This window comes from Geobacillus sp. JS12, assembly GCF_001592395.1.
Lineage (GTDB): Bacteria > Bacillota > Bacilli > Bacillales > Anoxybacillaceae > Geobacillus > Geobacillus zalihae.
The window spans coordinates 3,607,084-3,632,213 of record NZ_CP014749.1 but is presented as its reverse complement, the minus strand read 5'-3'; the positions used below and the strand labels follow the sequence as shown (position 1 = coordinate 3,632,213).

22 protein-coding genes and 3 pseudogenes are annotated in these 25,130 nt (G+C 54.7%); 12 read left to right on the top strand and 13 right to left on the bottom strand.

Annotation, left to right across the window (positions count from 1 at the left end):
* Nucleotide 1: 1 nt before the first annotated feature.
* Nucleotides 2–748, top strand: a complete 747-nt coding sequence (locus A0V43_RS17840; RefSeq protein WP_063193722.1) for a sirohydrochlorin chelatase — start codon at nt 2–4, stop codon at nt 746–748.
* Nucleotides 749–836: 88 nt separating this feature from the next.
* The gene (locus tag A0V43_RS17835; RefSeq protein ID WP_013146356.1) at nt 837–1,121 is read left to right on the top strand and encodes an acylphosphatase; all 285 of its coding nucleotides are present in this window, start codon (nt 837–839) and stop codon (nt 1,119–1,121) included.
* A 166-nt stretch (nt 1,122–1,287) separates the two neighbouring features.
* On the opposite strand, the gene A0V43_RS17830 is transcribed toward A0V43_RS17835, so the two are convergent.
* Nucleotides 1,288–2,055: an arginase family protein gene (locus A0V43_RS17830; protein WP_063193721.1), complete on the bottom strand. Its 768-nt coding sequence runs from the start codon at nt 2,053–2,055 to the stop codon at nt 1,288–1,290.
* A 165-nt stretch (nt 2,056–2,220) separates the two neighbouring features.
* On the opposite strand from A0V43_RS17830, the gene A0V43_RS17825 reads away from it, so the two are divergent.
* The gene (locus A0V43_RS17825; RefSeq protein WP_063193720.1) at nt 2,221–2,568 is read left to right on the top strand and encodes a YojF family protein; all 348 of its coding nucleotides are present in this window, start codon (nt 2,221–2,223) and stop codon (nt 2,566–2,568) included.
* A gap of 13 nt (nt 2,569–2,581) precedes the next feature.
* The gene (gene bshB2 / locus A0V43_RS17820; protein WP_063193719.1) at nt 2,582–3,235 is read left to right on the top strand and encodes a bacillithiol biosynthesis deacetylase BshB2; all 654 of its coding nucleotides are present in this window, start codon (nt 2,582–2,584) and stop codon (nt 3,233–3,235) included.
* Between the two features lie 180 nt (nt 3,236–3,415).
* Here the strand turns inward: bshB2 and A0V43_RS17815 are convergent, their stop codons facing one another.
* From A0V43_RS17815 to A0V43_RS17795, 5 genes and pseudogenes are all read right to left on the bottom strand, one after another.
* Nucleotides 3,416–4,237: a PhzF family phenazine biosynthesis protein gene (locus tag A0V43_RS17815; protein ID WP_063193718.1), complete on the bottom strand. Its 822-nt coding sequence runs from the start codon at nt 4,235–4,237 to the stop codon at nt 3,416–3,418.
* A pseudogene (locus A0V43_RS17810) lies at nt 4,234–4,874 on the bottom strand (precorrin-2 dehydrogenase/sirohydrochlorin ferrochelatase family protein). The gene A0V43_RS17815 and the pseudogene A0V43_RS17810 overlap by 4 nt, the downstream one beginning before the upstream one ends.
* A gap of 165 nt (nt 4,875–5,039) precedes the next feature.
* A pseudogene (locus tag A0V43_RS17805) lies at nt 5,040–5,608 on the bottom strand (hypothetical protein).
* A gap of 205 nt (nt 5,609–5,813) precedes the next feature.
* A complete protein-coding gene (locus A0V43_RS17800; RefSeq protein WP_013144260.1) occupies nt 5,814–6,185 on the bottom strand; it encodes a DnaJ family domain-containing protein in 372 nt (123 codons plus the stop codon).
* Nucleotide 6,186: 1 nt separating this feature from the next.
* The gene (locus A0V43_RS17795) at nt 6,187–8,640 is read right to left on the bottom strand and encodes a putative bifunctional diguanylate cyclase/phosphodiesterase (protein WP_063193717.1); all 2,454 of its coding nucleotides are present in this window, start codon (nt 8,638–8,640) and stop codon (nt 6,187–6,189) included.
* Nucleotides 8,641–8,988: 348 nt separating this feature from the next.
* Between A0V43_RS17795 and A0V43_RS17790 the strand changes: the two genes are divergently transcribed.
* Nucleotides 8,989–9,441, top strand: coding sequence for a C40 family peptidase (locus A0V43_RS17790; RefSeq protein WP_063193716.1), 453 nt, complete (start codon nt 8,989–8,991; stop codon nt 9,439–9,441).
* 333 nt (nt 9,442–9,774) lie between these two features.
* Nucleotides 9,775–10,781, top strand: a pseudogene (mreBH, locus tag A0V43_RS17785) (rod-share determining protein MreBH).
* Nucleotides 10,782–10,895: 114 nt separating this feature from the next.
* On the opposite strand, the gene A0V43_RS17780 reads toward mreBH, so the two are convergent.
* From A0V43_RS17780 to A0V43_RS17770, 3 genes are all read right to left on the bottom strand, one after another.
* Nucleotides 10,896–12,260, bottom strand: a complete 1,365-nt coding sequence (locus A0V43_RS17780) for a (Fe-S)-binding protein (RefSeq protein ID WP_063193715.1) — start codon at nt 12,258–12,260, stop codon at nt 10,896–10,898.
* A complete protein-coding gene (gene glcD / locus A0V43_RS17775) occupies nt 12,257–13,669 on the bottom strand; it encodes a glycolate oxidase subunit GlcD (RefSeq protein WP_063193714.1) in 1,413 nt (470 codons plus the stop codon). Before glcD ends, A0V43_RS17780 begins: the two co-directional genes overlap by 4 nt.
* 103 nt (nt 13,670–13,772) lie before the next feature.
* The gene (locus A0V43_RS17770; RefSeq protein WP_063193713.1) at nt 13,773–15,446 is read right to left on the bottom strand and encodes an L-lactate permease; all 1,674 of its coding nucleotides are present in this window, start codon (nt 15,444–15,446) and stop codon (nt 13,773–13,775) included.
* A gap of 307 nt (nt 15,447–15,753) precedes the next feature.
* Here A0V43_RS17770 and A0V43_RS17765 point away from each other — a divergent pair, with 307 nt between their 5' ends.
* The 4 genes from A0V43_RS17765 to A0V43_RS17750 all read left to right on the top strand — a co-directional run bounded on the left by A0V43_RS17765 (nt 15,754) and on the right by A0V43_RS17750 (nt 19,477).
* Nucleotides 15,754–16,479 carry a FadR/GntR family transcriptional regulator gene (locus tag A0V43_RS17765; protein ID WP_063193712.1) on the top strand — a complete coding sequence of 242 codons (726 nt, stop codon included), beginning with the start codon at nt 15,754–15,756 and terminating at the stop codon, nt 16,477–16,479.
* A gap of 110 nt (nt 16,480–16,589) precedes the next feature.
* On the top strand, nt 16,590–17,309 hold the full coding sequence (locus A0V43_RS17760; protein ID WP_063193711.1) for a (Fe-S)-binding protein: 720 nt from the start codon (nt 16,590–16,592) through the stop codon (nt 17,307–17,309).
* An 18-nt stretch (nt 17,310–17,327) separates the two neighbouring features.
* A complete protein-coding gene (locus A0V43_RS17755; RefSeq protein ID WP_063193710.1) occupies nt 17,328–18,758 on the top strand; it encodes a LutB/LldF family L-lactate oxidation iron-sulfur protein in 1,431 nt (476 codons plus the stop codon).
* Nucleotides 18,755–19,477 (top strand): LutC/YkgG family protein, encoded by a 723-nt coding sequence (locus A0V43_RS17750; RefSeq protein WP_063193709.1) that lies wholly within the window; start codon nt 18,755–18,757, stop codon nt 19,475–19,477. The genes A0V43_RS17755 and A0V43_RS17750 overlap by 4 nt, the downstream gene beginning before the upstream one ends.
* Nucleotides 19,478–19,526: 49 nt before the next feature.
* On the opposite strand, the gene A0V43_RS17745 is transcribed toward A0V43_RS17750, so the two are convergent.
* The 4 genes from A0V43_RS17745 to hutP form a co-directional block, all read right to left on the bottom strand.
* A complete protein-coding gene (locus A0V43_RS17745; protein WP_063193708.1) occupies nt 19,527–20,459 on the bottom strand; it encodes a D-2-hydroxyacid dehydrogenase in 933 nt (310 codons plus the stop codon).
* A gap of 24 nt (nt 20,460–20,483) precedes the next feature.
* A complete protein-coding gene (locus A0V43_RS17740) occupies nt 20,484–21,209 on the bottom strand; it encodes a TerC family protein (protein ID WP_206501569.1) in 726 nt (241 codons plus the stop codon).
* Nucleotides 21,210–21,551: 342 nt separating this feature from the next.
* Nucleotides 21,552–23,066: a histidine ammonia-lyase gene (gene hutH, locus A0V43_RS17735; protein WP_063193707.1), complete on the bottom strand. Its 1,515-nt coding sequence runs from the start codon at nt 23,064–23,066 to the stop codon at nt 21,552–21,554.
* 118 nt (nt 23,067–23,184) lie between these two features.
* Entirely contained in the window at nt 23,185–23,631 is a 447-nt protein-coding gene (gene hutP / locus A0V43_RS17730; RefSeq protein ID WP_063193706.1) for a histidine utilization transcription antiterminator HutP, read from the bottom strand.
* Nucleotides 23,632–23,890: 259 nt separating this feature from the next.
* On the opposite strand from hutP, the gene A0V43_RS17725 reads away from it, so the two are divergent.
* Both A0V43_RS17725 and A0V43_RS17720 read left to right on the top strand, forming a co-directional pair.
* Nucleotides 23,891–24,736 (top strand): SPFH domain-containing protein, encoded by an 846-nt coding sequence (locus tag A0V43_RS17725; protein ID WP_021321348.1) that lies wholly within the window; start codon nt 23,891–23,893, stop codon nt 24,734–24,736.
* A 15-nt stretch (nt 24,737–24,751) separates the two neighbouring features.
* Complete coding sequence (locus A0V43_RS17720) at nt 24,752–24,931, top strand: type II toxin-antitoxin system antitoxin (protein ID WP_063193705.1); 180 nt, start codon at nt 24,752–24,754, stop codon at nt 24,929–24,931.
* Nucleotides 24,932–25,130 lie beyond the last annotated feature (199 nt).

Here is a 25,130-nt window from a genome sequence, read left to right as displayed (position 1 = left end):
GATGGAAGCTGTTTTATATGTCAGCCACGGCAGCCGCATTGCCGCCGCGCGCCATGAAGCGGCGCGTTTCGTCGAACAGTGCCGGAGGGCCATCGATATTCCGATTCAAGAGCTATGCTTTGTCGAGCTCGCGGAACCGGACATTGTCACCGGCGTTGACCGTTGTGTCGCCCAAGGGGCGACACGCGTCATCGTCGTTCCGCTTCTCCTTCTTTCTGCAGGGCATGCCAAACACGATATTCCAGCGGCATTGGACATCGCGAGACGGCGCCATCCGTCCGTTGATATCCTCTGCGGCGCTCCGTTCGGCGTCCATGAAGCGATGATCGACATCATGATCGACCGCATCAGCGAACAGTCCGCACCGCTTGACGGCGAATCGATGATCCTTCTTGTCGGCCGCGGCAGCAGTGATCCAGACACGAAGCGCGACATGTCCGCCATCGCTGCGCTTTTAAAAGAAAAAACGAACGTGCCGCACGTGGACGTTTGTTTTCTCGCTGCCATCCGCCCGACGCTTGATGAAGGGCTCCAACGGGCCCATGCATCGGCGTATCGGCGTGTGTTTGTCGTCCCGTACTTATTGTTTACCGGCGTCTTAATGAAAACGATCGAACGGAAGTTGCAGGGGTTCTCTGTTTCCGACAAAGAGTGGCATTTATGCTCTTACCTAGGCGATCACCCGCGGCTTGTGCTGCTCATTCAACAACAAGTATTATCGCTATCATCCGTAAAAAAAGGAGCTTGAACCATCAAGCTCCTCTTTTCATGTACTTTCCGCCTCATCTATTATATGATGGAAACAGAACAACCGTGATGAAGGAGGACTCATCGGCGTGAAAAGAGTTCATGTCATCGTGGAAGGGCGCGTGCAAGGCGTCGGGTTTCGATACTTCGTCCAACACGAAGCGCTAAAACGGCAGCTGACCGGTTGGGTGAAAAACAATGATGACGGAACAGTGGAAATGGAAGTTCAGGGGGATGAAAGCGCCCTTCAACTCTTTTTGGACACCATTGAAGCCGGAACGATGTTTGCCAAAGTCGCCCGCATGCACATCGAGCCGCGCGATGTCCGCTCCGATGAAAAACAATTTCGCATTATGTACGGGAGCGGCTTTTGACAACTAGGCTCATCCCCTCAAGCAGCGGCCTTCCCGGCTTTTTCGGCCATCGAGCCGGCAGAAGCGCCGGCTCGATGGCCAAAATCCGAAGGGACAGCGTCTTCCTTGCTTTTCTGATCGCCAAACCAAAAGCGGTTCTGCCTTTCCCACGCTTCTCGCCGCTCGATTACGCCGGCCGCAAATGCGGCGCCGCATAGTGGAAATATGTCTCCAAGATGGCCATGTTCGCCTGCTCATTTTTTCCCCGCGCTTCGCGACAAAGCGGGTCGAACATGTCGACAGCGGAGGGCGGGTATTCGCCGCATATGTCCACGCCGAGCACTTTTTTATGGAATAAAAGCAACCGCAGGCAGGCGAGCAACCGGGATAGCGGAATCACTCCTTGATCCCAGTTCGTGACCGCGTCTTCGCGACGAAGAGCGTCTTTATCGATGCTGATATAGATGCTTCCGGTCGGGATGGCCTCGATGAGCGCTTTTGGCCATTCATCATGATCATCAAATGGAAGAACAGTTATGTTCGGAGATAAACGGAGTTGATGCGAAGAAGCAGTTGGGCCAACGATCACGACTTTTTGCAGCCGCGGATGCTTAAGTGCATAGGAGACCCATGAGCCGCACGAAATGACATCATCCCCTCCTTCAGCATCCGTATGGCGGTCAAAAAGCACAAGCGTAAACGGTTCGTTGATTTCTTTAAGCAATAAATACGTGACATAATGGTAGTTGCCGCTGCCGATCAGCACCGCCCCGCGCTTCCGCCGCTGCTCAAGCCGCCGCTCAATTTCAGCAAGCGCCGCTTCGCTGCAATACAAATTCGTCTCCGGCACGTCGGCGAGATCGACCCATTCGTGCGGAAACTGAAACAGCCGCTTTTGCGGCCGGTACACGCCGTCAAAATTCAACACCGTGACACCATTGCCTTGAAACCCCATCGATCATCACCCTTCTTTCGTTGAATCATCATTCAACGCTTTGTAGGTGCAGATGAGTCCAAGATGTGTCTCTTTTTTTATTATACAATAGAAGTCGAAATAGTTCCGCTCACACGCCTCGGTCATGTACAATAATAGAAAAACAAACAGCAAGGAGGGAGCCGCTTGCAACCGATCGACAAGGCCGCCGTACAAGAGGCGCTGAATCGTTTTGCCAATCGCGACGTATATATTCATTTGGAAACGACGAACGGAGCATACGCCTCCCATCATAACGATGGCTTTTATTCCGTCGGCGCCTACATCCGCAACGCCTGCATCCGCTTCACCCGCGGCAAGATCACCGGCCCTGGGCCATATCGCGTCGGACTGAAGCTTGATCTTGGCTGGGTGTACGCCGAAGGGCTGACCCATTGGGAATGGACAGAAAAAGGACAGTTGCTGCTAGCAGGCCATGATGATCAAGGGAAATTGGCCGTGGCTCTCGAACTAAGCAACGAACCGTTTGTGTAAGGAGGGAGTTCCGTTGAATGAACGACATGTGCTCGTTGTTTTTCCCCACCCGGACGATGAAGCGTTCGGCGTGTCGGGAACGATTGCCGAGCATGCGCAAAACGGCATGCCGGTGACATACGTTTGCTTAACGCTCGGCGAAATGGGGCGCAATATGGGCGTGCCTCCGTTTGCCAACCGCGAAACGCTTCCACACATCCGCAAGCAAGAACTGGAGGAAGCATGCCGCATTCTTGGCATTCATGATTTGCGCCTGCTCGGCTATCGCGACAAGACGGTCGAGTTTGAGGATGAAGAAGAGCTTGCTGACCGGATCGCCGCCATCGTGGCGGAAACGAATCCATCGCTTGTCATTACGTTTTACCCCGGCTACAGCGTCCATCCCGATCATGACGCGTGTGGAGCCGCTGTCATCCGCGCCTTAAAGCGCTGGCCGAAAGAAGAACGGCCAACCGTCCATTGCGTTGCGTTTGCGAAAAACTGCGAACAAGACCTTGGCCAGCCGGATGTCGTGCGCGATGTCAGCTCGGTGATCGAGACGAAGCTGGCCGCCATTCGCGCCCACCGTTCGCAAACCGAAGGGCTGATGCAGGCAGCCTCCAAGCGCGGCGATGCGCTTGCCTGGCTGAAAACGGAGCGGTTTTGGACGTATCGGTGGGATGACTAAACGTATACAGACGCCGGCCGCACCTCCAAGCTGGCTCAACCGGCACGGCCGGCCCGCCGCCGAAAAAAGGCAGCCCGCCTTTCCCGTGAGGCTCGGGCGCCTTTTTCGTCGGCAGGCAGTGAAGAAAACACCAGCCCGCCCAACCGGATCCGGAACAGGCATGGTTTCCGCTGGAATGCTTCAGAGGGTTTGCCATCCGAAAGCGGCCTCGGCGGCCAGATCCCCTTTCAGCACGGTGACGGCTTTTCCTTCGAGCTGAACCCTCTCGCCTGCCACCATCACCCGCACAATGCCGCCGCGGGCTGAAGCTTGGTAGCCGACTAACGTCGTTTTCCCAAGCTTGTCCGCCCAATACGGCCCGAGGCAACAGTGGGCGGAGCCGGTAACCGGGTCTTCCGGCACACCGAGAGCTGGAAAAAAGGCCCGCGATACAAAATCCACTTCTTCTGCCGCTGAACGGCTTGTCACAATGATGCCGCGCGCATCTACTTCTTGAAGCAGGCGGAAATCCGGGGTCAGTCTGCGCACCTCCTGTTCTGAGCCGATTTCCACCAAATAATCGAACCGGTTGCGCCCGATAAACAGCGGTTCAGCTGGCAAGGCACCAACAAGCGCAGCAGGAGGCGACTCAACCCGCACTGGCGTTTCGTTCGGAAAATCGAGCCGAATCCAACCATCGTTGTTTATAGCCATCAATACTCCGCTGTTCGTGAAAAAGGCAATCGCTTCATCTCGGCGGTGTTCCCCGCGCTCCCACAGCACATGGGCGCTCGCCAACGTTGCATGGCCGCACAAGTCAACCTCTGCTTTAGGAGTAAACCAACGCAGACGATAGCCGCCCTCATGTGGAACTAAAAAAGCCGTCTCAGACAAATTCATTTCTGCGGCAACACGCTGCATCCACTCATCACGGGCCGGCTGCGGCAACAAGCAGACGGCCGCCGGGTTGCCGGCAAACGGCCGGTCAGTGAACGCATCGACAATATACATCGGAATGTTCATAGCTCTTTCCCTCTTTCCCCATTTCGTTCTTTTTCGTTCGCCAATAGCTGGGCCAACTCTTCATCCCATCGGTCGCGCTGCTGGAAGGAATCAGCAGCGAGCGCCCGAAACAGCCGCTTTCGTGCGGCATCGTCCGCCACCTCACGCAAAATGATATCGCGGGCCTTCTGCAAAAACTGAAGATACGGCCCATACTCTTCGCCATACTTCTCCTCAAGCTCGCGGCGGATGCGGCGGGCGAGCGCTGGACTTGCCCCTCCGGTCGACACGGCGATTGTGAGCGGGCCGCGGCGTATGACTGCAGGAACGTGAAAATCACACCGCTCCGGGTCGTCCACGACATTTACGAGTTGACCGGGTGTTGCTGCTTGCGCCACCGCTTCATTCACCTTGCGATCATTCGTCGCGGCAATCACCAAAAAGGCCTCCGCCAAATCGTCTGGGTCAAACCGCTTTTTCTTCCAAACGATCATCCCCCCGCGGCCAACGCTTGAAGCTCCGGCTCCGCTTCAGGCGCAATCATCACGATTTCCGCCCCTGCCTCTAACAATCCATGAATTTTCCTTGCCGCCACCTTCCCGCCGCCGACAACGACCGCGCGGCGGCCGCGCACATGAAGAACAATCGGATACCCCACGGCGCAACCCTCCCATTCCAGCATCAGGCAGACTGAGTCGGTTTCTGCGCAAAAACAGGCACAATCTTCCCGGACTGCCTGCCTTGGCAGACAACCAAAAGGCGTTTCCAACCAAAATGTAAAAAAAGAAGCCGTGCATTGAACACGGCCTTTTTCTTCATTATATCATCCTTGTTTCACTTCCTGAAGCCATTTCGCCAACCGTTCATTTTTCTTTTTCATATGCTCAAGCCATTGCGGAAGCAGCTTTTTCATCGCCTCCTGGTCGTTGTTCTCCATCGCCTGTCTCGTTTGTTCATGAAGCAGATGAAGCTGCTGTTTTTCTTCTTTCGTCATCCACCGTTTCGTTTTATACAACTGTTTCAGCTCTTGTTTAAACTGTTCTTTGGTGATTTTTTTATTGGCCAGCTGGTCGATGAGCCGGTCAAGCGCTGCTTCGCGCTCTTTTTTCATCTTTTTGCACTTTTCTTTGATGGCCTGTTTCACATTTTCATCGCTCAACTGCTGACGCAACGCGTTCCGCTCGTTGAGCACTTTTTTCCATTCTTCTTCCTGCTCAGGCGTATATTTTTGGACCATCTCCATCCACTTTTGCTCGTCAAGTCCCTCATGCTTCCACATATGGCCGACCGGCAAATGCACATCGGCCCCCCGCCTGCATGGCTTCGAGCAGACACCCATGACAGCATCGCCAGAACGAGCGAAGCAAAAAAGGCAACCCATAATTTTCTCATCATGTGCACTCCTTTTTTCATTTCGTTCACGATCCATCAACGACTAGACAGCTGGGATCAATCATTCTTTATTTTCCCTCCTTTGCGCTGCCTCCTTTCCGATCATTTACTCCTTCCTTATTTTCCCCGTTTTTTGGACATCTTTGCATAAAAAATGAGGAAACCCGCAAAACAATCGTGTTTCCTCAAGATATGAAGGAATCGTCTAGCGAAATTTCTCTTCAATGCGCCGCCCGTAGTCGCGCAATGCCTTCGAGTTTGTCTGCCCCCGTTTCTTCATCAGTTCCGCAAACCGAAGCTGTTTTTCCGTCCGCTTTTTCTCCAGCTCCCGTTTTTCCTCATCATCCTCGCAGCAACGAAGCAAGTCCTCGAGCGTCAAAAGTTCTTTGCGCAACTCCGCTTCTTCCCTCACATAGCCGGCGTTTTTCAGCAACAAATACCCGAGCCGCAGCTCCTCTGGAATGCGGGAAAGGTCTTCAATCTCAAGCGGTTTGCCGAAGCCGGGCAAGTTGTCGAACTCGCCGTTTTTCATCGCCTCGCGAATTTTCTCCTCGGCGATGCGCCAAAATCCGTCCATGTTACGTCAGCTCCTGCGCCTGCCGCCTCACGCGCTGCTCGTTTAAGAACCGGACGAGCTCGTCATACGGAAGCGGCGGGGAAAAATAATAGCCTTGCGCCTCATCGCACCGTTTTCCTTGCAAATAAGCCGCTTCGGTCTCCGTTTCGACCCCTTCAGCCAGCACCTTTACACCTATATTATGCCCGAGTCGGATGATCGCCGGCAAGATGACATCTTTTTTTCCTTGAATATGCTGAACGAACGAACGGTCGATCTTCAGCCGATCGATCGGCAAATCCGTCAAGTAGCTGAGCGAACTGTAACCAGTGCCGAAATCGTCCATGCTGATCGTCAAACCAAGCCCCTTCAGCTTTGACAAAATATCGAGCGCACGCTCCGTATCCATTGTCATTCGTTCCGTAATTTCCAGATCTAAATGGTGCGGCGGCAGCCCGGTGTCGGCGAGCAGGCCGGCGAGCTTATCCACAAATCGGCGGCTTTCAAACTCGTATGGCGACAAATTTACCGAGACAGACAAGTGCGGAAACCGGTCAAGCAGCTGTTTTGTTTGCCGGCAAGCCGTGCGGATGACCCATTCATTGATCGGAATGATCATGCCGGTCTGTTCGGCAACCGGGATAAACAATGACGGCGAAACCATCCCTTTTTCCGGATGGCGCCAGCGAATCAACGCCTCCATGCCGATCACTTGCCGGTCGTGAAGCCGAATTTGCGGCTGATAGTACAATTCAAATTCCTCATGTTCAAGCGCACGCCGCAAGTCGCGTTCCATCGCCATCTTTTCATTGAGACGAATCGCCATCGGCTCCGTGAAAAAGAGAAAATCGCTCGCCGCTTTTTTTCGCGCCTCGTAGCGGGCAATATCCGCCTTGCGAATCAACGTTTTTGCATCCTCCCCATCTTTTGGGTAGACGCTGATGCCGATGTTCACGGTCACATATAGCTCAAGGCCGTTGACAACGATCGGTTCGTCAGCAGCTTCAATCAACCGTTTCGCTGCTTCCTCCGCTTTTTCATTGGCGCTATCCGGCAACACAGCGATAAATTCATTTCCGCTCCAACGTCCAACCATAATCCCTTTCTGCTCTCGCCAAAGGCGGGCCAGATGGAGCAAGACCTCGTCTCCAACAGCATAGCCGTAAAAATCGTTGATCGTCTTAATGCCGCTCACTTCCAAAAACATGACAGCCGCTTCTTGGCCATTCCGTTTAGCGCCGGCGAGGCATTGTTCGATCTGTTTATACATCGCTTCCTTGTTCGGGAGACCGGTCAGTTCATCATGGCTGGCAAAGTATTGCAGCCGCCTTTCGTTTTGCTTCTGCTCGGTCAAGTCGCGGACGGCAGCAACCATCACATTTTGCCATTCGTAATCGTAACGGCGCTGCAACACTTCCGCCGGAAACACCGTTCCATCCTTTCGGCGCAGTTCGATTTCAAACCGCTTGCGCTCCCCATCCGAGCGAGCTTCTGTCATCGACCCTTGAACTACAAGATCATCTACAGGCAAATGAACCAATTCACTTTCTGTATAACCAAGCAAGCGACACGCCGCCTCATTGACTTCGATAATTTTGCCGCCCGCATAGACGATCAAGCCTTCCATCGTCATTTCCTCCAGCCGCCGCAGCCGATGCTCGTTGGATGCGAGCGTTTTTTTATAGACAGCCAACGCCTTCCGTTCCATTTGTTGATGCAAAGCGAGCAAATAGGCAACCGCTGACGCCAAAAACATGGCCATCATCGTCCACAGGGCCTTTTTCCGTCCTCGTTGCAAATGTTGCTCATACGTTTTGGCATCAAAATCGATGCCAACAACCGCATCCACTGTCCCGTCCGATTGACGAATCGGCATAAACGCGCTGATGCTCCTTCCCCATTCATCCGTTGTCGGATGCTGTTCCATCGCAAACCGGCCGTGGAACGCCTCTTCGATCTCTGGAAAATGGCGGCGGTAAACTGTCCCAGGTGGAACCGCTTGTTCCTTTTCGCCGTCGATGCGGCCGTTCCGATTGTAGTCAGTCGCTGGCGCTGCCACGAAATATAGCTCACCGTGTTCATTCTTTTTTAACGTATACACGCTCAACACGCGGCCATAATGTTGCCAACGCTCCAGCACCGCCATCACCGTGTGATACGCAGGCAGATGTTCCGCCCTTTCATCGAGCCGTTCGTGCCCCATGGCGGCCAAATCGCCGGCGATCATGCCGGCGATTTGCTTTGCGGCTTCCTCATATTCACGATGTTCTTGTTTTTCAGCATAATGGATATAGATCATCCCTGCCCCTAAAAAAAGCAAGGAAACGGTGGCAAACACAACAGTCAGTCTCGGCGCCGCCAGCCATGGGATGCCTCCCCAGTGCCGTTTTGCCATCCAATGGCCGTATACATAGACACCGCCGACCGTTAAAAAAAGGCCAAAAATATACAAGATATATTCCAGTTGATTCGACATCCTCCATCACCGTCATCGATTCTTCGACGCTTTGCTTTCATTATAAGACGACCATTCTTCGCGCTGCCTCCCTCCACCGTTCCTATTTGTTCGACAGCTTACGACATTCATCTACCGGTCATAGGACTCGGGTATGAGACACCGTTTCCACGCTTACGACCATAAAGCCAGGTCGGCCGAAACGAAAAGATCTATCTATATGATATGAGACTTTAGGATGAGGTGCTATATTTGTAACGGCGCTGTAACATTATTTAATCCAACTGTAAAAAACAAGTCGTGTTTCCTCTGCTATACTCTAGTTGTGAGACGTCGAATCGGAAAAGATTTTGTCGGGGGTTAGGGGAAATGAAAAAATGGTGTTCTCTCCTGTTCGTATCCATGATCGTTCTATTTTCCTCCTTCTTTGTAAGCACTTCCAATTCAGATGCAGCCGCCAACAAAACACGGCTCATCATCGAAGCGAAAAAGCTGATCGGCACCCCTTACCGATATGGCGGCACGACGCCAAAAGGATTTGACTGCTCAGGATTTGTCTACTATACCCATAAAAAAGTGGGCGTCACTCTGCCTCGCACTTCGCGAGAAATGTACAAAGAAGGTGCATACGTACATAAGTCCCAATTGCAGCCGGGAGATTTAGTGTTTTTCGACACTTCCAAACAGACGAAAGGGGTCTCCCACGTCGCGATCTATATTGGCAACAACCAAGTGATTCATGCCGTCTCCCGCGGCGTCAAAATCGACAGCTTAAACAGCAGCTATTGGAAAACAAGATATGTCGGAGCCAAGCGTCTATAACGGTTGATCAAGAAAGCTCTCTGTCATATTAAGCGCGCTTAATAGGCAGGGGGTTTTTATTATGCCAAAAAAAGCGGCTCTCCAAAACTGGAGAGCCCAATGCTATATTTCATAGGGGATCGGGGGAATACTTGGAAAACGTTACGCTATTATTCATTTCCTCCCTTTTCGTCTTTTATACATGAAAACAAAAAAATTTTTTATGATCCCCAGCCGCAACAGCTTCTCCCTCTCGTTTCGACAATATGGACATAAAGCCGCGGCTCTTGTCGAATGTTATAGATGATGACTGGTTGTCCGTTCATCGATTTTTGACAAAGGCAGGTGTTTCCGTTGTTCGCTTCTTCAGAGCTAGGCATCGATTTAGGCACGATGAACGTTCGGCTGTTCAGCCAAACAAAAGGGATTGTGTTTGACGAACCGGTTGCGGCCGCCTACAACCGCCATACAGGCAAGCTGATGGCGATCGGCCAACAAGCAAAGCAGATGATCGGCAAAGCACCCGACCACATCGAAGTCACCTACCCGTTGCAAAACGGCGTTATTGCCGATTTTGACCGCGCCAAAATGCTGTTGCAGCAAGTATTCAAGCAAGTCGGTAACCCGCTCGGCCTCGCCTTCAAAAAGCCGTGCGTCGTGATGAGCGTTCCGTTTCACGCCACCTCGGTCGAACGCCGCTCGTTTTATGAAATCGCCCAACATTGCGGGGCGAAGCACATCCATTTTATTGAAGAGCCGGTCGCTGCCGCCATCGGCGCAGACTTGCCGGTCAGCGAGCCGGTCGCCAACGTCGTCGTTCATCTTGGAGCCGGCAAAACGGAAGCGGCGATCATCCGTTGGGCGGCGTCGTCGCCTGCCGCTCGCTCCGCATCGGCGGCAACCGGCTTGACGAAGATATTATGCAATACGTCCGCCAGCGCTACAACATGTTAATTGGCGACCAGACAGCCGAACACGTCAAAATCGAAATCGGCAGCGCCCCGGGAACGGTCATGGAGCAGTCGGTGACGATCCATGGCCGCGATTTTGTCACCGGCTTCCTCAAAGCGGTGTCGTTGAGCCCAACTGAAGTGCAAACGGCCATCAAAGAATCGCTTTGGCAAATCGCCGAAGCCATTCGCGCCGTTCTTGAAGAATGCCCGGCCGAACTGAGCGGCGACATCATCGACCGCGGCGTCGTGCTCACCGGCGGAGGCGCCTTGCTGCATGGCATCGAGCAATGGCTGAGCACGGAACTGCACGTGCCCGTGCATGTCGCGCCCAATCCGGCTGAAGCGGTCGCCATCGGCACAGGGAAGGCGCTTCGGGCGATGCCAAAGCGCCTCGATGCAGCGCTGTAGCTCATTTCCAACTCCCAATCATGGAAGCAACTCAAAGCCCCCGCGTCATCGCGGGGGTTCTTGTTAGACCGGCTATGGACATCCCTGGCGCGCAAGAGGCCGCTCACTGTGGTGTTAGGACGTCTGCCGAATGCGCTCCTCCCCTTGCGTTGCTTGTGCTCCCTCGGCGGCCTCAAGCAGCAAATCCACAATATGGACGGCGCGGACGCTTCCTGACAGCCCGGCCCGTTCAATGCCAAGCTTCATTTGTAGCAAACACCCCGGGTTGGCGGTGACGATCGTCGTCGCTTTCGTTTGTTTCGCCATTTCCATTTTGTGGTCTAAAATTTGCATTGACATCTCCGGTTCCACAAGGTTGTAAATGCCGGCCGATCCGCAGCAGCGGTCAGCATCGTTCATCTCGCGGAACTCGACGCCGTCAATCGCCCGCAACAAACGGCGCGGGGCGGCCGCCGTTTTCATGACGTTGCGCAAATGGCACGAATCTTGGTAGGTGATCGTTTGCGGCGCCACGCGGAGCGGCCGTTGATGAAATCCCAGCTCGACAAGCACTTCGGAAATATCTTTCACTTTCGCCGCAAACGCCGCCGCCCGTCCGCGCCATTCGGGATCGTCTTTTAGCAAATGTTCATATTCCAACAAAAACGCCCCGCAGCCGCCGGCGTTCGTCACAATGTAGTCGACGTCGAGCTGCTCAAAAGCGGCAATGTTTCGCTTTGCCAACTCTTTCGCCATCTCCTTCTCCCCGCCATGCCCATGCAATGCTCCGCAGCACCCTTGGGACGGCGGAATGATGACTTCGCAGCCGGCGAGCTGCAACAGACGCAGCGTCGCATCGTTTGTCGCCATAAACATCGTATCCATCAAGCAGCCGGCGAAAAAGGCGACCCGTTTTTTCACCGCATCATCTGGGTTGAAGCGATGCGGCCGATTTTTCATCTCTTTTGCGGTCGGCACGTCCGGCAACACGCGCTCCATTTGCCGGAACGAGGCCGGAAGCAGGCGAAGCAGCCCGGTTTTGCGGGCAAGCGTCCGCAAGCCGGAGCGCTGATACCAACCGAGAAGCGCCGTCGCCTTCCGCATCCGTGCTTGATGCGGAAACAGTCCGGCAAACACAAGCTTGCGGATGAGGCGAACCGGAAGCGGCATTTTTTTATGCTGGGCGATAATGTCACGCGCCTCTTCCAACAGATGGCCGTAGCGGACGCCGGACGGACAGACTGGTTCGCACGCCCGGCATCCTAAACATAAGTGGAGCGCTCGTTCCACTTCCTCGTCCGGTTCAATCAAACCGTCCACGACCGCTTTCATCAACGCAATCCGCCCGCGCGGCGATTGGGCTTCTTGCCGCCCCGATTCGATATACGTCGGGCATGATGGCAGGCAAAAGCCGCAACGCATGCAGTTCATCAGCTCATTTTCATCCATCCGTTCTTGAAACGCTTTTTGAATGAGCGCTCGTTCTGTCTTCGTTGTCATCGTGTCACCACCACCCGTTTTCTCGTGCTTTTGGCGAACACTTTGCCCGGATTCATAATATTGTTCGGGTCGAGCGCCTGTTTGACCGCTTTCATGGCGGCAATGCCGGCCGGGCCGAGCTTCCATTCCAAATACGGCGCTTTCATCACCCCGACGCCGTGTTCACCGGTAATCGTGCCGCCCAATTCAATCGCTTTGGCGAAAATTTCTTCAAACGCTTGTTCCACCCGCTCCATTTCTTCACGGTTGCGGGCGTCGGTCGGGCAGGTCGGGTGCAAGTTGCCGTCGCCGGCATGGCCGAACGTACAGATCTTTACCTGATACTTCTCGGCAATTTCGTTGATCGCTTTGACCATTTTGGCGATTTCCGAGCGCGGCACGGTTGCGTCCTCTAAAATCGTCGTCGGTTTCAAACGCGCCAGCGCCGACAGCGCCGCCCGCCGCGCCGTCCGCAGCGCCTCTGCTTCTTCCTCCGAGCGGGCGAGCTGAACGGACACCGCCTGCTCGGCCCGGCAAATATCGGCCATCTTTTTCATATCGCGCTCTACCACTTCCTTCGGTCCATCCTGCTCAATCAGCAGCACGGCCTTGACATTGGTCGGCAAGCCGATGCGGGCAAAATCTTCGACCACTTCCAACGTCGGCTGGTCCAAAAACTCGAGCGTCGCCGGTATGATTTTGTTGGCGATGATTTTCGACACCGAACGGGCGGCCGCCTCCAAATCTTGATAAAGGGCGAGCATCGTTTGCTTCGTCTCCGGCATCGGGATGAGCTTGAGCGTCGCTTCAGTGACGATGCCAAGCGTCCCCTCCGATCCGACAAACAGACGGGTTAAATCATAACCGGCTACATCTTTTGCCAGCTTGCCGCCGGTGCGGATGACATCGCCGTTCGCTAGGACGACTTCCAACCCGAGCACATAGTCGCGCGTCACCCCGTATTTCAGGCCGCGCAAGCCGCCTGAGTTTTCGCTGATGTTGCCGCCAATCGTTGAAATTTTCATCGACCCCGGGTCCGGCGGATAAAACAATCCTTTTTCTTCAACGGCTTTCGCCAAATCAAGCGTCACCACTCCCGGCTGAACGGTCGCGGTTAAGTTTTCCTCATCAATTTCCAAAATGCGGTTCATATGGTTAAACAGAAGAACGATCCCTCCTTCAACCGGACACGTGCCGGCGCAAAGGTTCGTGCCCGACCCGCGCGGCACGATCGGGATGCGATACTCGTTGCAAATTTTCGCGATTTCCGCCACTTCCTGGGTAGTTCGCGGCGCAATGACCGCATCGGGGAGCGACTGAAACTGCGGCGTGGCATCATACGAATAGACGAGCCGCCCCGTTTTCGTGTCATCGTAGTTTTCAGCTCCCACGACTTGAATCAACCGTTTTTTCGCTTCATTTGGAATCAATGGTCTCACCCTTTCCACATCGTCTGCATTCGTCGACAGTGGAAAAGGGGCCGGGCTTGGCGCCCGTTTCCATCCAGGCCAAGCCTCGTCCCCTTCGTTGCCGTTACGGAATCATCCACGACAGTACCGTCGATTGCAAATAAACGAGAATGCCAATCAAGATAATCAAGAACAAGCTATGTTTGACCGTGAAGCGGAACAAGTCGGACTCCTTGCCGGTCAAACCGACGGCCGCACAGGCGACCGCGATCGATTGCGGCGAAATCATTTTCCCGACAACGCCGCCTGATGAGTTGGCCGCCAACGCCAGCACCGGATCCATGCCGATCGATGTCGCCGTCACTTTTTGCAAGTTGCCAAACAACAAGTTCGACGACGTATCGGAACCGGTGATAAACACGCCGAGCCAGCCTAAAATTGGCGAGAAGAACGGGAACAACGGGCCTGTTTTGGCCAACGCCATCCCAAGCGTCGTGCTCATGCCTGACGAGTTGGCAATGTAGGCAAAGCCGACGACCGAAGCGATCGTCACAATCGGATATTTCAGCTCGTTAAGCGTTTCCACAAACGTGCGGCCCCACTCTTTCCACGAGATGCCGATGATGAACTTGGTGACGACCGCCGCCAACAAAATCGCCGTCCCAGCCGCGCCGAGCAGCTCAAGCTTATACACCGCCGCAATCGGCTGGCCGCTCGCATTCAAAATTTGGTTATTGAGCCCCGGCACCGGCGGCATAAACGTCAAATGGGCTCCGATGGCATTGACAAGCTTGAGCAAACCGTTTGTTCCTTCATAATGGCCGGTGAGCGCCGCTTTCACCTGCGGGATGCCCCAAAGCGAGATCAACGCCGTCAGCACAAGAAACGGCGACCAGGCGCGGAATACTTCCCCGCCGCGGTGCGCAGCGCGAGCGGCCTGCCCAGCAGCCGCCACTTCCGATTCCGATGCGAAACGGAACGTGCTTTTTGGCTTCCAATATTTCAAAAAGACAGCCAACGCGACGATCGAAACGAGCGAGGACAAAATGTCCGGCAGCTCCGGTCCTAAAAAGTTCGATGTCAAATATTGCGTGAGCGCGAACGAAACGCCGGAGACGATAATGGCCGGCAACACTTCGACTGTCTTTTTCCATCCTGCCATAATCAAAACGAGATAGAACGGAATGAACACCGATAAAAACGGCAGCTGCCGCCCGACCATTTTCGAAATTTCCATCGCCGGCACACCGGTCGGCCCTTCCATCGAGATGATCGGAATCCCGACCGCCCCGAACGCCACCGGCGCTGTGTTGGCGATCAAACAGATGCCTGCGGCGTACAGCGGGTTAAACCCCAACCCGGCCAGAAGCGCCGCTGAAATCGCCACCGGCGCGCCAAACCCGGCCGCCCCTTCCAAAAACGCCCCGAACGAAAAGGCAATGAGCAGCGCTTGCAGCCGCCGGTCTTCGGTGAGGGAAACGACGGAGTTGCGAATGATGTCAAAATGGCCGGTCTTCACCGTCAGCTTATATAAAAAGACGGACGTAATGATGATCCAGCCGATCGGGAGCAGCCCGTACACCGCCCCTTGCGTCACCGACATGACCGCTTTGCCGGCCGGCATCCTGTAAGCGATTACGGCCAACACCAAAGCAAGCAGCAACGTCGTCAGCCCGGCGACATGCCCTTTCATCCGCTTGACGGCCAAAGCCCAAAAGAAATACAAAATCGGAATGAGTGCGACAATGGCCGATAACCAAAGCTGGTCGGCGATTGGCGTGAAGTCCTGCTTCCACATTCGGTTTTCTCCTCCCCTTTGTGCCTGACTTCGCGGCGTTTGTGATGGATCGTCCGCCCATCCGCTTCGTTTCACTCTTCTAGTCATCAGATGACCGGATCAAAAACGCCGTCTGTCTCAAATTATAAAAGCGTTTTCTCCAAAAGACAATAGGTGTTTTTTCATTTTTTTGAACTTTCCACTCACTGCTTCCTCTCCCCAGCTGCAAAAAGCGCTTGTCTCTTCCCATGATGCTGTATCATAATAGACATTGCAGGAGATTTCCCCTACAATCGGAAATGTACTTTATCGTATTGAGGTGGATCCATTGGCATTTAAACGGATCAAAACGAAAAAAATTTACGAAGAAGTGGCCGAAGCGATTTTTGATATGATCAAAAACGGCGAGTTGAAGCCCGGTGATAAGCTCGATTCCGTCCAGCAGCTCGCCGAGCAGTTCCAAGTCGGGCGGGCCGCCATCCGCGAAGCGCTCACCGCGTTAAAAGCGATGGGGCTGATTGAATTGAAGCAAGGCGAAGGGACGTACGTGCGTGAGTTCGATCCGACGATGATGACATTTCCGCTGTCGATCGCCGTCTTAATGAACAAAGAAGATATTTGGCACTTGCTTGAAGTGCGCAAGCTGCTCGAAGCAGGCGCCGCCTCGCTCGCTGCTGCCAAACGGACAGAGCGCGATCTTGAAGCCATGGCGGAAGCGCTCCGACAAATGAAAGAAGGCATCGGCAACGATGAGCTTGGCGAAAAAGCCGACTTGGCGTTTCATATGGCCATCGCCGAAGCATCGCAAAATCCGATGCTCACAAGCATCATGAACAGCGTTTCCGGCATGATCGTCGAAACGATGCGGGAAACGCGCCGCATTTGGCTGTTTTCCAAGCAGACGACGACCGAAAAACTGCTTGCCGAACACCAAGCGATTTTCGAAGCCATTCGCGAACAAAACCCGGACGCCGCCCGGGCGCGCATGCTTGAACATTTGACCAATGTCGAAAACGTATTGCGCCGCTACATTCGCACTCAGCAGCCAAACTGAGTGCGTTTTTTGCAAAAAAAGAGCTACGAATCTGAAAAAATGGTTTATAATAGACATATAGTCATCAGATGACCTGCTCACCCATCCCCAAAAAACAGGAGGGAGAAGAAGTGAAAGTATCGTTGTTTGTCACTTGCCTCATCGACCTCTTTTACACGAATGCCGGCAAAGCGACCGTCGAACTGCTCGAGCGGCTCGGCTGCGAGGTTGATTTTCCGGAGGCGCAAACGTGCTGCGGCCAGCCGGCGTATAACAGCGGTTATGTCAAAGAGGCGAAAGAAGCCATGAAACAGATGATGCGCGCGTTCGCCCACGCTGATTACGTCGTCACCCCATCCGGCTCGTGCGCGGCGATGCTGAAAGAATATCCGCATATTTTCCGCGGCGATCCGGAGTGGGAAGACGAGGCGAAGCGGCTCGCGGCGAAAACGTATGAACTGACGCAATTTCTCATTGATGTCCTGAAAGTCGAAGATGTCGGCGCCTCGCTCCACGGACGGGCGACGTACCATACGTCTTGCCATATGACCCGCCTTCTTGGCGTCAAAGAAGCGCCGCTTTGCCTATTGAAAAACGTCAAAGGGCTTGAGCTCGTTCCGTTGCCGAACGCCCACCAGTGCTGCGGGTTTGGCGGCACATTTTCTGTCAAAATGGGGCCGATTTCCGAACAAATGGTCGATGAAAAGATCGGGCATATCGAAGAAGTGGAAGCAGACTATTTAATCGGCGCCGACTGCGGCTGTTTAATGAACATCGGCGGCCGCATCGGGCGGCTTGGCAAACCGATTCGCGTCATGCATATCGCCGAAGTGCTCAATCAACGAAAGTAAGAGAGGAGGATCCCGGACATGCCGATGAAAATTGAAAACGGTCCGTTTTGGAAGCGGGTCGAGGAAAACTTGCAAAATGATTTTATGCGCGGGGCGGTCGCCGGCATGCAAGACCGCGGCTATGTGCGGCGGCTTGGCGTCATCGAAGAGCTCGGCCATTGGGAGGAGTGGCGCTCGCTCGCCGAACAAATCCGAAAGCATACGCTCGAAAACTTGGACTTTTATTTAATGCAGCTCAGTGAAAACGTTGCCAAACGGGGCGGCCACGTCTTTTTCGCCCAAACAGCCGAAGAGGCGAACGACTACATCCGCCGCGTCGCTTTGGAAAAGCAAGCGAAAAAAATCGTCAAATCGAAATCAATGGTGACAGAAGAAATCAACTTAAATCCGGTGCTTGAGGCCATCGGCTGTCAAGTGGTCGAAACCGACCTCGGTGAGTACATTTTGCAGATTGACGACCATGACCCGCCGTCGCATATCGTCGGTCCGGCGCTCCATAAAAACAAAGAGCAAATCCGCGACGTCTTCCGCCGCAAGCTCGGCTATACGAAGTCGTCCGATCCGGTTGAACTCGCCCGCCATGCCCGTGAGATGCTGCGGCGCGACTATTTGACCGCTGACATCGGCATCACCGGGTGCAATTTCGCCATCGCTGAATCGGGATCGATCACGCTTGTGACGAACGAAGGCAACGCTGATTTGGTGACCGCATTGCCGAAAACGCAAATTACCGTCATGGGGATGGAGCGGATCGTGCCGACGTTTGAGGAGATGGAAGTGCTGGTGAGCATGCTCACACGAAGCGCTGTCGGGCAAAAACTGACGAGCTACATCACCGTTCTCACCGGTCCGCGCGACGAAGGAGACGCTGACGGTCCGGAAGAATTCCATCTCGTCATCGTCGACAACGGGCGTTCATCAATTTTAGGCACGGAGTTTCAACCGGTGCTGCAGTGCATCCGCTGCGCGGCTTGCGTCAACGTCTGCCCGGTCTACCGCCATATCGGCGGCCATTCGTACGGCTCGATTTACTCCGGCCCAATCGGAGCGGTCTTGTCGCCGCTGTTGGGCGGTTACGACGACTACAAGGAGCTTCCGTACGCGTCTTCCCTTTGCGCGGCCTGTACGGAGGCATGCCCGGTGAAAATCCCGCTTCACGAGCTTCTCATCAAACATCGCCAAATCATCGTCGAGCGAGAAGGAAAAGCGCCGGTCGCGGAAAAGCTGGCGATGAAAGCGTTCCGCCTCGGGACAGCCTCATCGTCGTTCTACCGCTTCGGCACGAAATTCGCACCGAGCGCCTTCGCCCCGTTTGTGGAGGACGGGCGCATTACGAAAGGACCCGGGCCGCTCAAAGCGTGGACGGAAAGCCGCGAATTTCCGGCGCCAAGCAAAGAGCGGTTCCGTGACTGGTTCCGCGACCGCCAAAAAGGAGGAAACCCGTCATGACGCGTGGTGCTATTCACAACCGTGACGCGTTTTTAGAAAACATCGCCCAGCGCCTTGGGAGAAGCCCGCGCCTGTCCGGCGTCTCCCGGCCGCAATGGGACTGTGCGCCGCAATGGACAGTGTTTGCCGGCTATAGCCAAGACGACTTGTTGGCAGTGCTTCGCGAACAATGTAAACTGATTCATACTGATTACATCGAGACGACAAGCGCCGGACTTGCCGGCGCGCTGAAGCGGCAAGTGGCCGCCTACGGCGGCGGTCCGGTCATCGTGCCGGATGACCCGCGCTTTGCCGAGTATGGGCTGTCCGCTCTGCTTCAAGACGAATGGCCAGCCGAGCAAATCGCCGTCCATACGTGGAACCCGGCGCTTGGACGCCAAAACATTGACGCCGCCGAACAGGCGAACATCGGCATCGCCTTCAGCGACATCACGCTGGCGGAATCAGGGACAATCGTCTTGTTTTCCCGCAATGAACAAGGGCGGGTCATTCACTTTTTGCCGAAAACGTATATCGCCATCGTTCCGAAAAGCACCGTTGTGCCGCGCATGACGCAAGCGGCGGCGATCATTCACGAGCAAATCGAAAAGGGCGGCCTCGTCCCGTCGTGCATCAACTTCATCACCGGGCCGAGCAACTCGGCCGACATTGAAATGAACTTGGTCGTCGGCGTCCACGGCCCGATGAAAGCGGCGTATATCGTCGTCACCGACCGTTGACCAAAACAAAACGGTGTCCCTTCTCGATCATAGGGCACCGTTTTTCCCTTCAATATTGCCGGCTGACATCGACCGCATTGGCAAGCGGTTCGCCGGTTTCGATGCAACGGAGCGTGTCTAAAATGCTTTGGGCGGCGTCTTCGGCTGACGTGAGCGCCGCGATATGCGGGGTGATGATGGCGTTTGGATGGGCCCATAGCGGCGAGTGCGGCGGAAGCGGCTCTTCTTCAAACACATCAAGCACCGCGAGGCGCACATTTCGGTTTTCCAACGCGCCGACAAGCGCCGTCTCATCAACCGTCGCCCCACGCCCAACATTGATAAAGCCCGCGTTGTGCAAACAGGCAAAAAACGTCTCGTCAAAGAGATGATGCGTTTCCTCTGTCAGCGGAAGCGCAGCGATCACCCAATCAGCGCAAGCAAGCGCTTCCCCCGCCTCTTCATGGCGGCAAACAGCCGAAAACGGCGGCGTTTCCCGGCCGCTTCGCGAGACGCCGATCGGCGAAACGCCGAACAGACGAAGCGTTTCCGCGATGCGCCGGCCGATCTCACCCGTCCCATAAATGACAATCCGCTGTTCGCCAAGCCGTTTCGGAGCGAGCGGCTTCCACTGCCGCTGTTCTTGATACCATGCATAAACGTCATGACATTGGGCGTCGCGCAATAAGTAGCTGAGGCAATATTCGGCGATCTGCTCGCCAAATGACCCGATCGTCCGCGTCAGCAGCACGTCCTTCTTCCATTCCCGCTTCCATAAAAACGCGTCAACACCCGCGCCAAGTGAATGCACCCAGCGCAAGTTGGCAAGCGAAAATGGCCCAGCCGGCCGAAAGCCGACGTACGCATCCGCCCAGACGAAATCATCGTCCGTCAGTTCTTCCTCCGCCACAAAGCGAAACGCTTTATCGGGCCGCTTGTCCGGAAGAAGGGCGGCGAGCTCGGCATAAAGCCTTCCTGTCACAAGAATGCGTTGGATGTCCATGACGTCAAACCACCCCTCAACCGTTCAAATCAATGTACCTTCCTCACGCTCAGCTCTTTTATTCGTGATATAGCCGGCCACCAATACCACAATTGTCACGCCAGCGGCCACCGCGTAGACGAACGGGCCGTAAGAAAGGTGAAACCAATGCAATACCCCTTCATCCCCCGCCATCATCTTTCCGGCCGTCCACGCCAAAATGCCCGAACCGACGTATGCGATCCAGCGGTGTTTTTCCATCACATGGACGATCGCTTTGGAACCGAAAATCATGATCGGGATGCTGATGGCCACCCCAAGCGCCAGCATGCCCAGGTGCCCTTCCGCCGCCCCGGCGACGGCGACGACATTGTCCAAACTCATGACCGCATCGGCGATGATAATCGTCATGATGGCTTTCAGCAAACGGTCCGCCGCTTGCACATTGGCCTCCTCCTCCCGCTCAACGAGCACTTTATAGGCGATCCAGACAAGCAGCAAACCGCCCACAAAGTGAACGAACGGGATGTTGAGCAAAAAGGCGATGACCGTCGCAAACAAAATGCGGAGCAGCACCGCCCCCGCTGTTCCCCACACGATCGCTTTGTTCCGCTGGTCGTTCGGCAGCCGGCGCGTCGCCATCGCAATGACGACCGCATTATCCCCCGACAAAATGATATCAATTGCAATAATCTTCCATAACGCCAACAGCGCCGCGGCAGAAATAGTCAACAAAAGCCCCCCCTCCCCTTTGCCTTTCTTCTTCATCATACTGCAAATTCGACTGGGGGACAACTGTCGAATAGTCTGTCCGTGCTCTCGCCCTAACCAATATGGGAAAGGCTCTCTGCATCGTCCGAACTTCGCAGAAAAAGTGAAGGAAGCAAACCGTCTTCACTGATGACTGCTTCCCTATCTCTAGCGGAAAAGGTCTATATCACTGCCATTTTTTCAAACACCTATCCTTGAACGCTCTCACGCCTCTACGCCCACTATGCTTTGCCCTTCTTGAAAAAGCTGGTGATTCAAGGGGAAATGCTGTCCCCCAACAGTATTTCTCAAGTTGAAAAACCTTGCAACCCCACAACTTCCTGGCTCTTTCTCACTAGACTTCTAAGCTTTCGCTTCATCGCGGAGGGAGTGATGTTTTGCCCTTTCGCTCAACCACGCAGCCACCGCTTCAATGTCATTGGAAAAGACGCGGTCAGCTGTAATGGAGGAAACCATGCGGCGCGCCTCATGGTAAAACCGCCGCGTTGACGGGGCCATGCGCTCGATGCCGCGTTCCTCCACCGCCTGCAAAGCGCAAATGAGCTCAATCGCCAACACTTTTCGAGCGTTTTGCACGATCATGTGCGCATGGCGGGCGGCGGTCGTTCCCATGCTGACATGGTCTTCCTGGTTGGCCGATGACGGAATCGAATCGACGCTGGCCGGATGGGCGAGCGTCTTGTTTTCCGATACGAGCGAAGCGGCGACATATTGCATAATCATCGCTCCCGACTGCAAGCCAGGCTGTGGGCTTAAAAACGGCGGCAAGCCTTCGCTAAGCTGCGGATTGACGAGCCGTTCGATGCGGCGTTCGCTGATGTTGGCCAGCTCCGCCACCGCGATTTTCAACAAATCCATAGCGATCGCAACGGGCTGGCCGTGAAAGTTGCCGCCAGAGAGCACCGTCCCGTCCGCAAAAATAAGCGGATTGTCCGTCGCAGCGTTCATTTCGATTTCAATCGTTTCCTTCACATAACGAAGCGCCCTAAGCGACGCCCCGTGCACTTGCGGAAGGCAGCGGATGGAGTACGCATCTTGCACGCGCCGCTCCCCTTGCCTTGTTGTGAGTTGGCTGCCAGTTAAATAGCGGCGCAGCCGTTCCGCCACCTCCGCCTGCTCCGAAAATCCGCGCGCTTCGTGAATGCGGGCGTCAAACGCGTCCACAATGCCATAAAGCGCCTCAATCGTCAGCGCCGCGATCCATTCACTGTCATACGCAAGCTGCTCCGCCTCCAAGCAGGCTAACGCCCCGACCGCTGTCATGGCCTGCGTGCCGTTAATAAGCGCCAGCCCTTCCTTCGCTTGCAAAGAAAGCGGCGAAATCCCTGCTTTTGAGAGCGCCTGATGAGCAGACATCCGCCGCCCTTCGTACATCACGTCACCCTCGCCGACCAGCGCCAGCGCCAAATGGGCGAGCGGCGCTAAATCGCCGCTGGCGCCGAGGGAACCTTGCTGCGGCACGATCGGATGGATGCCGGCGTTCAAAAACGCGAGCAGCTGCTCAATGACCGCCGGACGCACGCCGGAATACCCTTTCAACAACGCATTCGCCCGCAAAAGAAGCATCGCCCTCACGACATCTTCGGCAAATGGCTCGCCGACCGCGCAGGCGTGCGAGCGAAGAAGATTGATTTGCAGCTGTTCAAGGTCGCTTCCTTCAATGCGCACATCGGCGAGTTTGCCAAAACCGGTATTCACGCCATAAATCGTCCGGCCGTTGGAGATCGCTTGCTCCACTGCCGCGCAGCTTTTCTCGACAGCCCTCATGCTTTCCTCCGCAGCCGCCACCCGCTCCCGCTCATAGACAACACGTCTTACCTCATCGATTGTCAATGTATGTCCGGTCAATACGATCATCATTCCATCCCCTTCGTTTGTTTTCCTAATCGAACGCCTGGGCAAATAAAAAGGAGGCGGCCTGCCATATGGCAGTGTTCGCCTCCTCATGACTCATCGCTCTAGGCATGGAGCGTGCTTATATATGATTGATTCCAAGCCCCGCCGCCTCGTGCTCAAGCCCGCGCACCGGGGCACCGATCGTCCCGTACAAGGCGACAGCGATCCATTCCCCTTCGTTCGGTTGTTCATACGGCATGCCGCGCACGACGGCGAAACGAAGGCCAGCGGTTCTCAACAAATCTCCCAGCTCTACCTGCCCTCTCGTCACGCCATGCACCGCCTCTAAAATCGCATGGTATAAGGCGTGCATCTCGCGGTACAAGCCGCCGTCCACCACTCCATGCCGCTTTGCCGCCGTCTCAATCGCCGCGACGATTTTTTGCGGCTCCATCGCCCCGACCCGCCCTTGGCAATAGCGCCAAGCGAGCGCCTCAAGCTGGTTGAGGATCAGGTCTTCCTCTCCCTCGTCCAGCATCGCCAGCAGCAACGCCTGCCGGCCGATGCGCGCTTGTCTTGGTTCCATGGCTTCTACACACCTATTGGTCTTTTTTTCTATTGTATGATGACAATGAAAGCGATGTCAATGATGAATTTCCATTTTTTAGTTCATTAAAACAGTAACAGGATGAATGATCGCCGTTGATGCCTCTGGATGAAAAATTAGGGGAAACATGTGCTTCGCGGCGAGCCATCAACCACTCCACCTTCTCATCTTCAGCTTTCCATTTTTTTGATTATATGATATCATATAAATATCAAATCGACATTATAAGGGGATAGGGATGAGAGAACAAGAAGCATGGCGCATAGATGGATTTATCGGCATCGGATGCGTCGCCCTTTTCGTTCTGGCTGGTTTTGTCAGCCTCATTCAAGCGCAGCTCTTATTGGCCGTTTTCTGCTTCGCCCTTGCCGCCTTCTTGGCGACTGGCATCACGATCGTTCAGCCGAATCAAGCAAAAGTGATCATTTTTTTCGGCCGCTACTTTGGCACGATTCGCGACAGCGGGCTGTTTTTCACCGTGCCGCTCACCGTTCGCAAGAAAGTATCGCTGCGCGTGCGCAACTTCACGAGCAAGAAGCTGAAAGTGAACGATGTTCAAGGCAATCCAATTGAAATCGCCGCCGTCGTCGTCTTTCGCGTCATCGATTCAGCCAAGGCGGTGTTTGACGTTGATGATTATGAACAATTTGTTGAGATTCAAAGCGAAGCGGCCATCCGCCATGTCGCAACGAAATATCCATACGACACGTTTGAAGACGACAACGAGATCACGCTGCGCGGCAATGCGGATGTCATTTCCGATGAGCTTGCCCAAGAATTGCAAGAACGGCTGCGCATTGCCGGAGTCGACGTGATGGAAGCGCGCCTCACCCATTTGGCCTACTCGCCGGAAATCGCAGGCGCCATGCTCCAACGCCAGCAAGCCGCCGCCATTTTGGCCGCCCGGAAAAAGATCGTCGAAGGCGCCGTCTCGATGGCGCGCATGGCGATCGAACAGCTTGACAAAGAAAACGTTTTAGAGTTAGATGATGAACGAAAAGCCGCAATGGTGAACAACTTGATGGTGGCAATCGTCTCCGAACGCGCCGCCCAGCCGGTGATCAATACCGGCAGTCTATACTGATGGTTGTGGAGTGCGATGGCAAAGAAAAAATCATTCCCTTTGCGCATTGATTATGACCTGTACGCCATACTAGAGCAATGGGCGCAAGATGAGTTTCGCAGCGTCAACGCCCAGATCGAGTATTTGCTGCGGGAGGCGGCAAAGCGGGCGGGACGGCTCGGAAAAGGAAAAAACGATCCAAAACAAGGAAGCTAGCCGATGACGGCTGGCTTCTTTCCTTTTTCAGTCATGGTCATTTGTTACAGAAATATAATGATAGCAGAGCTCTTTTTCGAAAGAGGGACGACCTAATGGCCCACCTGCTGTCGCCGCTTACAGCCATTACGAAATTTTATGGATCGTCCCGCCGCGCTTTCAACAACTTAGCCGCCTTTGGCGCCATGCGGAAGGAGGA

Coding starts and splice junctions, on each gene's coding strand:
- A0V43_RS17795 (WP_063193717.1), bottom strand. CDS start 8,640: ATGTCGAATCAACTGGAATATATCTTGTATATTTTTGGCCTTTTTTTA.
- A0V43_RS17790 (WP_063193716.1), top strand. CDS start 8,989: ATGAAAAAATGGTGTTCTCTCCTGTTCGTATCCATGATCGTTCTATTT.
- hutP (WP_063193706.1), bottom strand. CDS start 23,631: ATGGAACCAAGACAAGCGCGCATCGGCCGGCAGGCGTTGCTGCTGGCG.
- A0V43_RS17770 (WP_063193713.1), bottom strand. CDS start 15,446: ATGTGGAAGCAGGACTTCACGCCAATCGCCGACCAGCTTTGGTTATCG.
- A0V43_RS17725 (WP_021321348.1), top strand. CDS start 23,891: ATGAGAGAACAAGAAGCATGGCGCATAGATGGATTTATCGGCATCGGA.
- A0V43_RS17750 (WP_063193709.1), top strand. CDS start 18,755: ATGACGCGTGGTGCTATTCACAACCGTGACGCGTTTTTAGAAAACATC.
- A0V43_RS17780 (WP_063193715.1), bottom strand. CDS start 12,260: ATGACAACGAAGACAGAACGAGCGCTCATTCAAAAAGCGTTTCAAGAA.
- A0V43_RS17815 (WP_063193718.1), bottom strand. CDS start 4,237: ATGAACATTCCGATGTATATTGTCGATGCGTTCACTGACCGGCCGTTT.
- A0V43_RS17720 (WP_063193705.1), top strand. CDS start 24,752: ATGGCAAAGAAAAAATCATTCCCTTTGCGCATTGATTATGACCTGTAC.
- hutH (WP_063193707.1), bottom strand. CDS start 23,066: ATGATCGTATTGACCGGACATACATTGACAATCGATGAGGTAAGACGT.
- A0V43_RS17745 (WP_063193708.1), bottom strand. CDS start 20,459: ATGGACATCCAACGCATTCTTGTGACAGGAAGGCTTTATGCCGAGCTC.
- A0V43_RS17840 (WP_063193722.1), top strand. CDS start 2: ATGGAAGCTGTTTTATATGTCAGCCACGGCAGCCGCATTGCCGCCGCG.
- A0V43_RS17755 (WP_063193710.1), top strand. CDS start 17,328: ATGCCGATGAAAATTGAAAACGGTCCGTTTTGGAAGCGGGTCGAGGAA.
- A0V43_RS17800 (WP_013144260.1), bottom strand. CDS start 6,185: ATGGACGGATTTTGGCGCATCGCCGAGGAGAAAATTCGCGAGGCGATG.
- A0V43_RS17830 (WP_063193721.1), bottom strand. CDS start 2,055: ATGGGGTTTCAAGGCAATGGTGTCACGGTGTTGAATTTTGACGGCGTG.
- A0V43_RS17740 (WP_206501569.1), bottom strand. CDS start 21,209: ATGATGAAGAAGAAAGGCAAAGGGGAGGGGGGGCTTTTGTTGACTATT.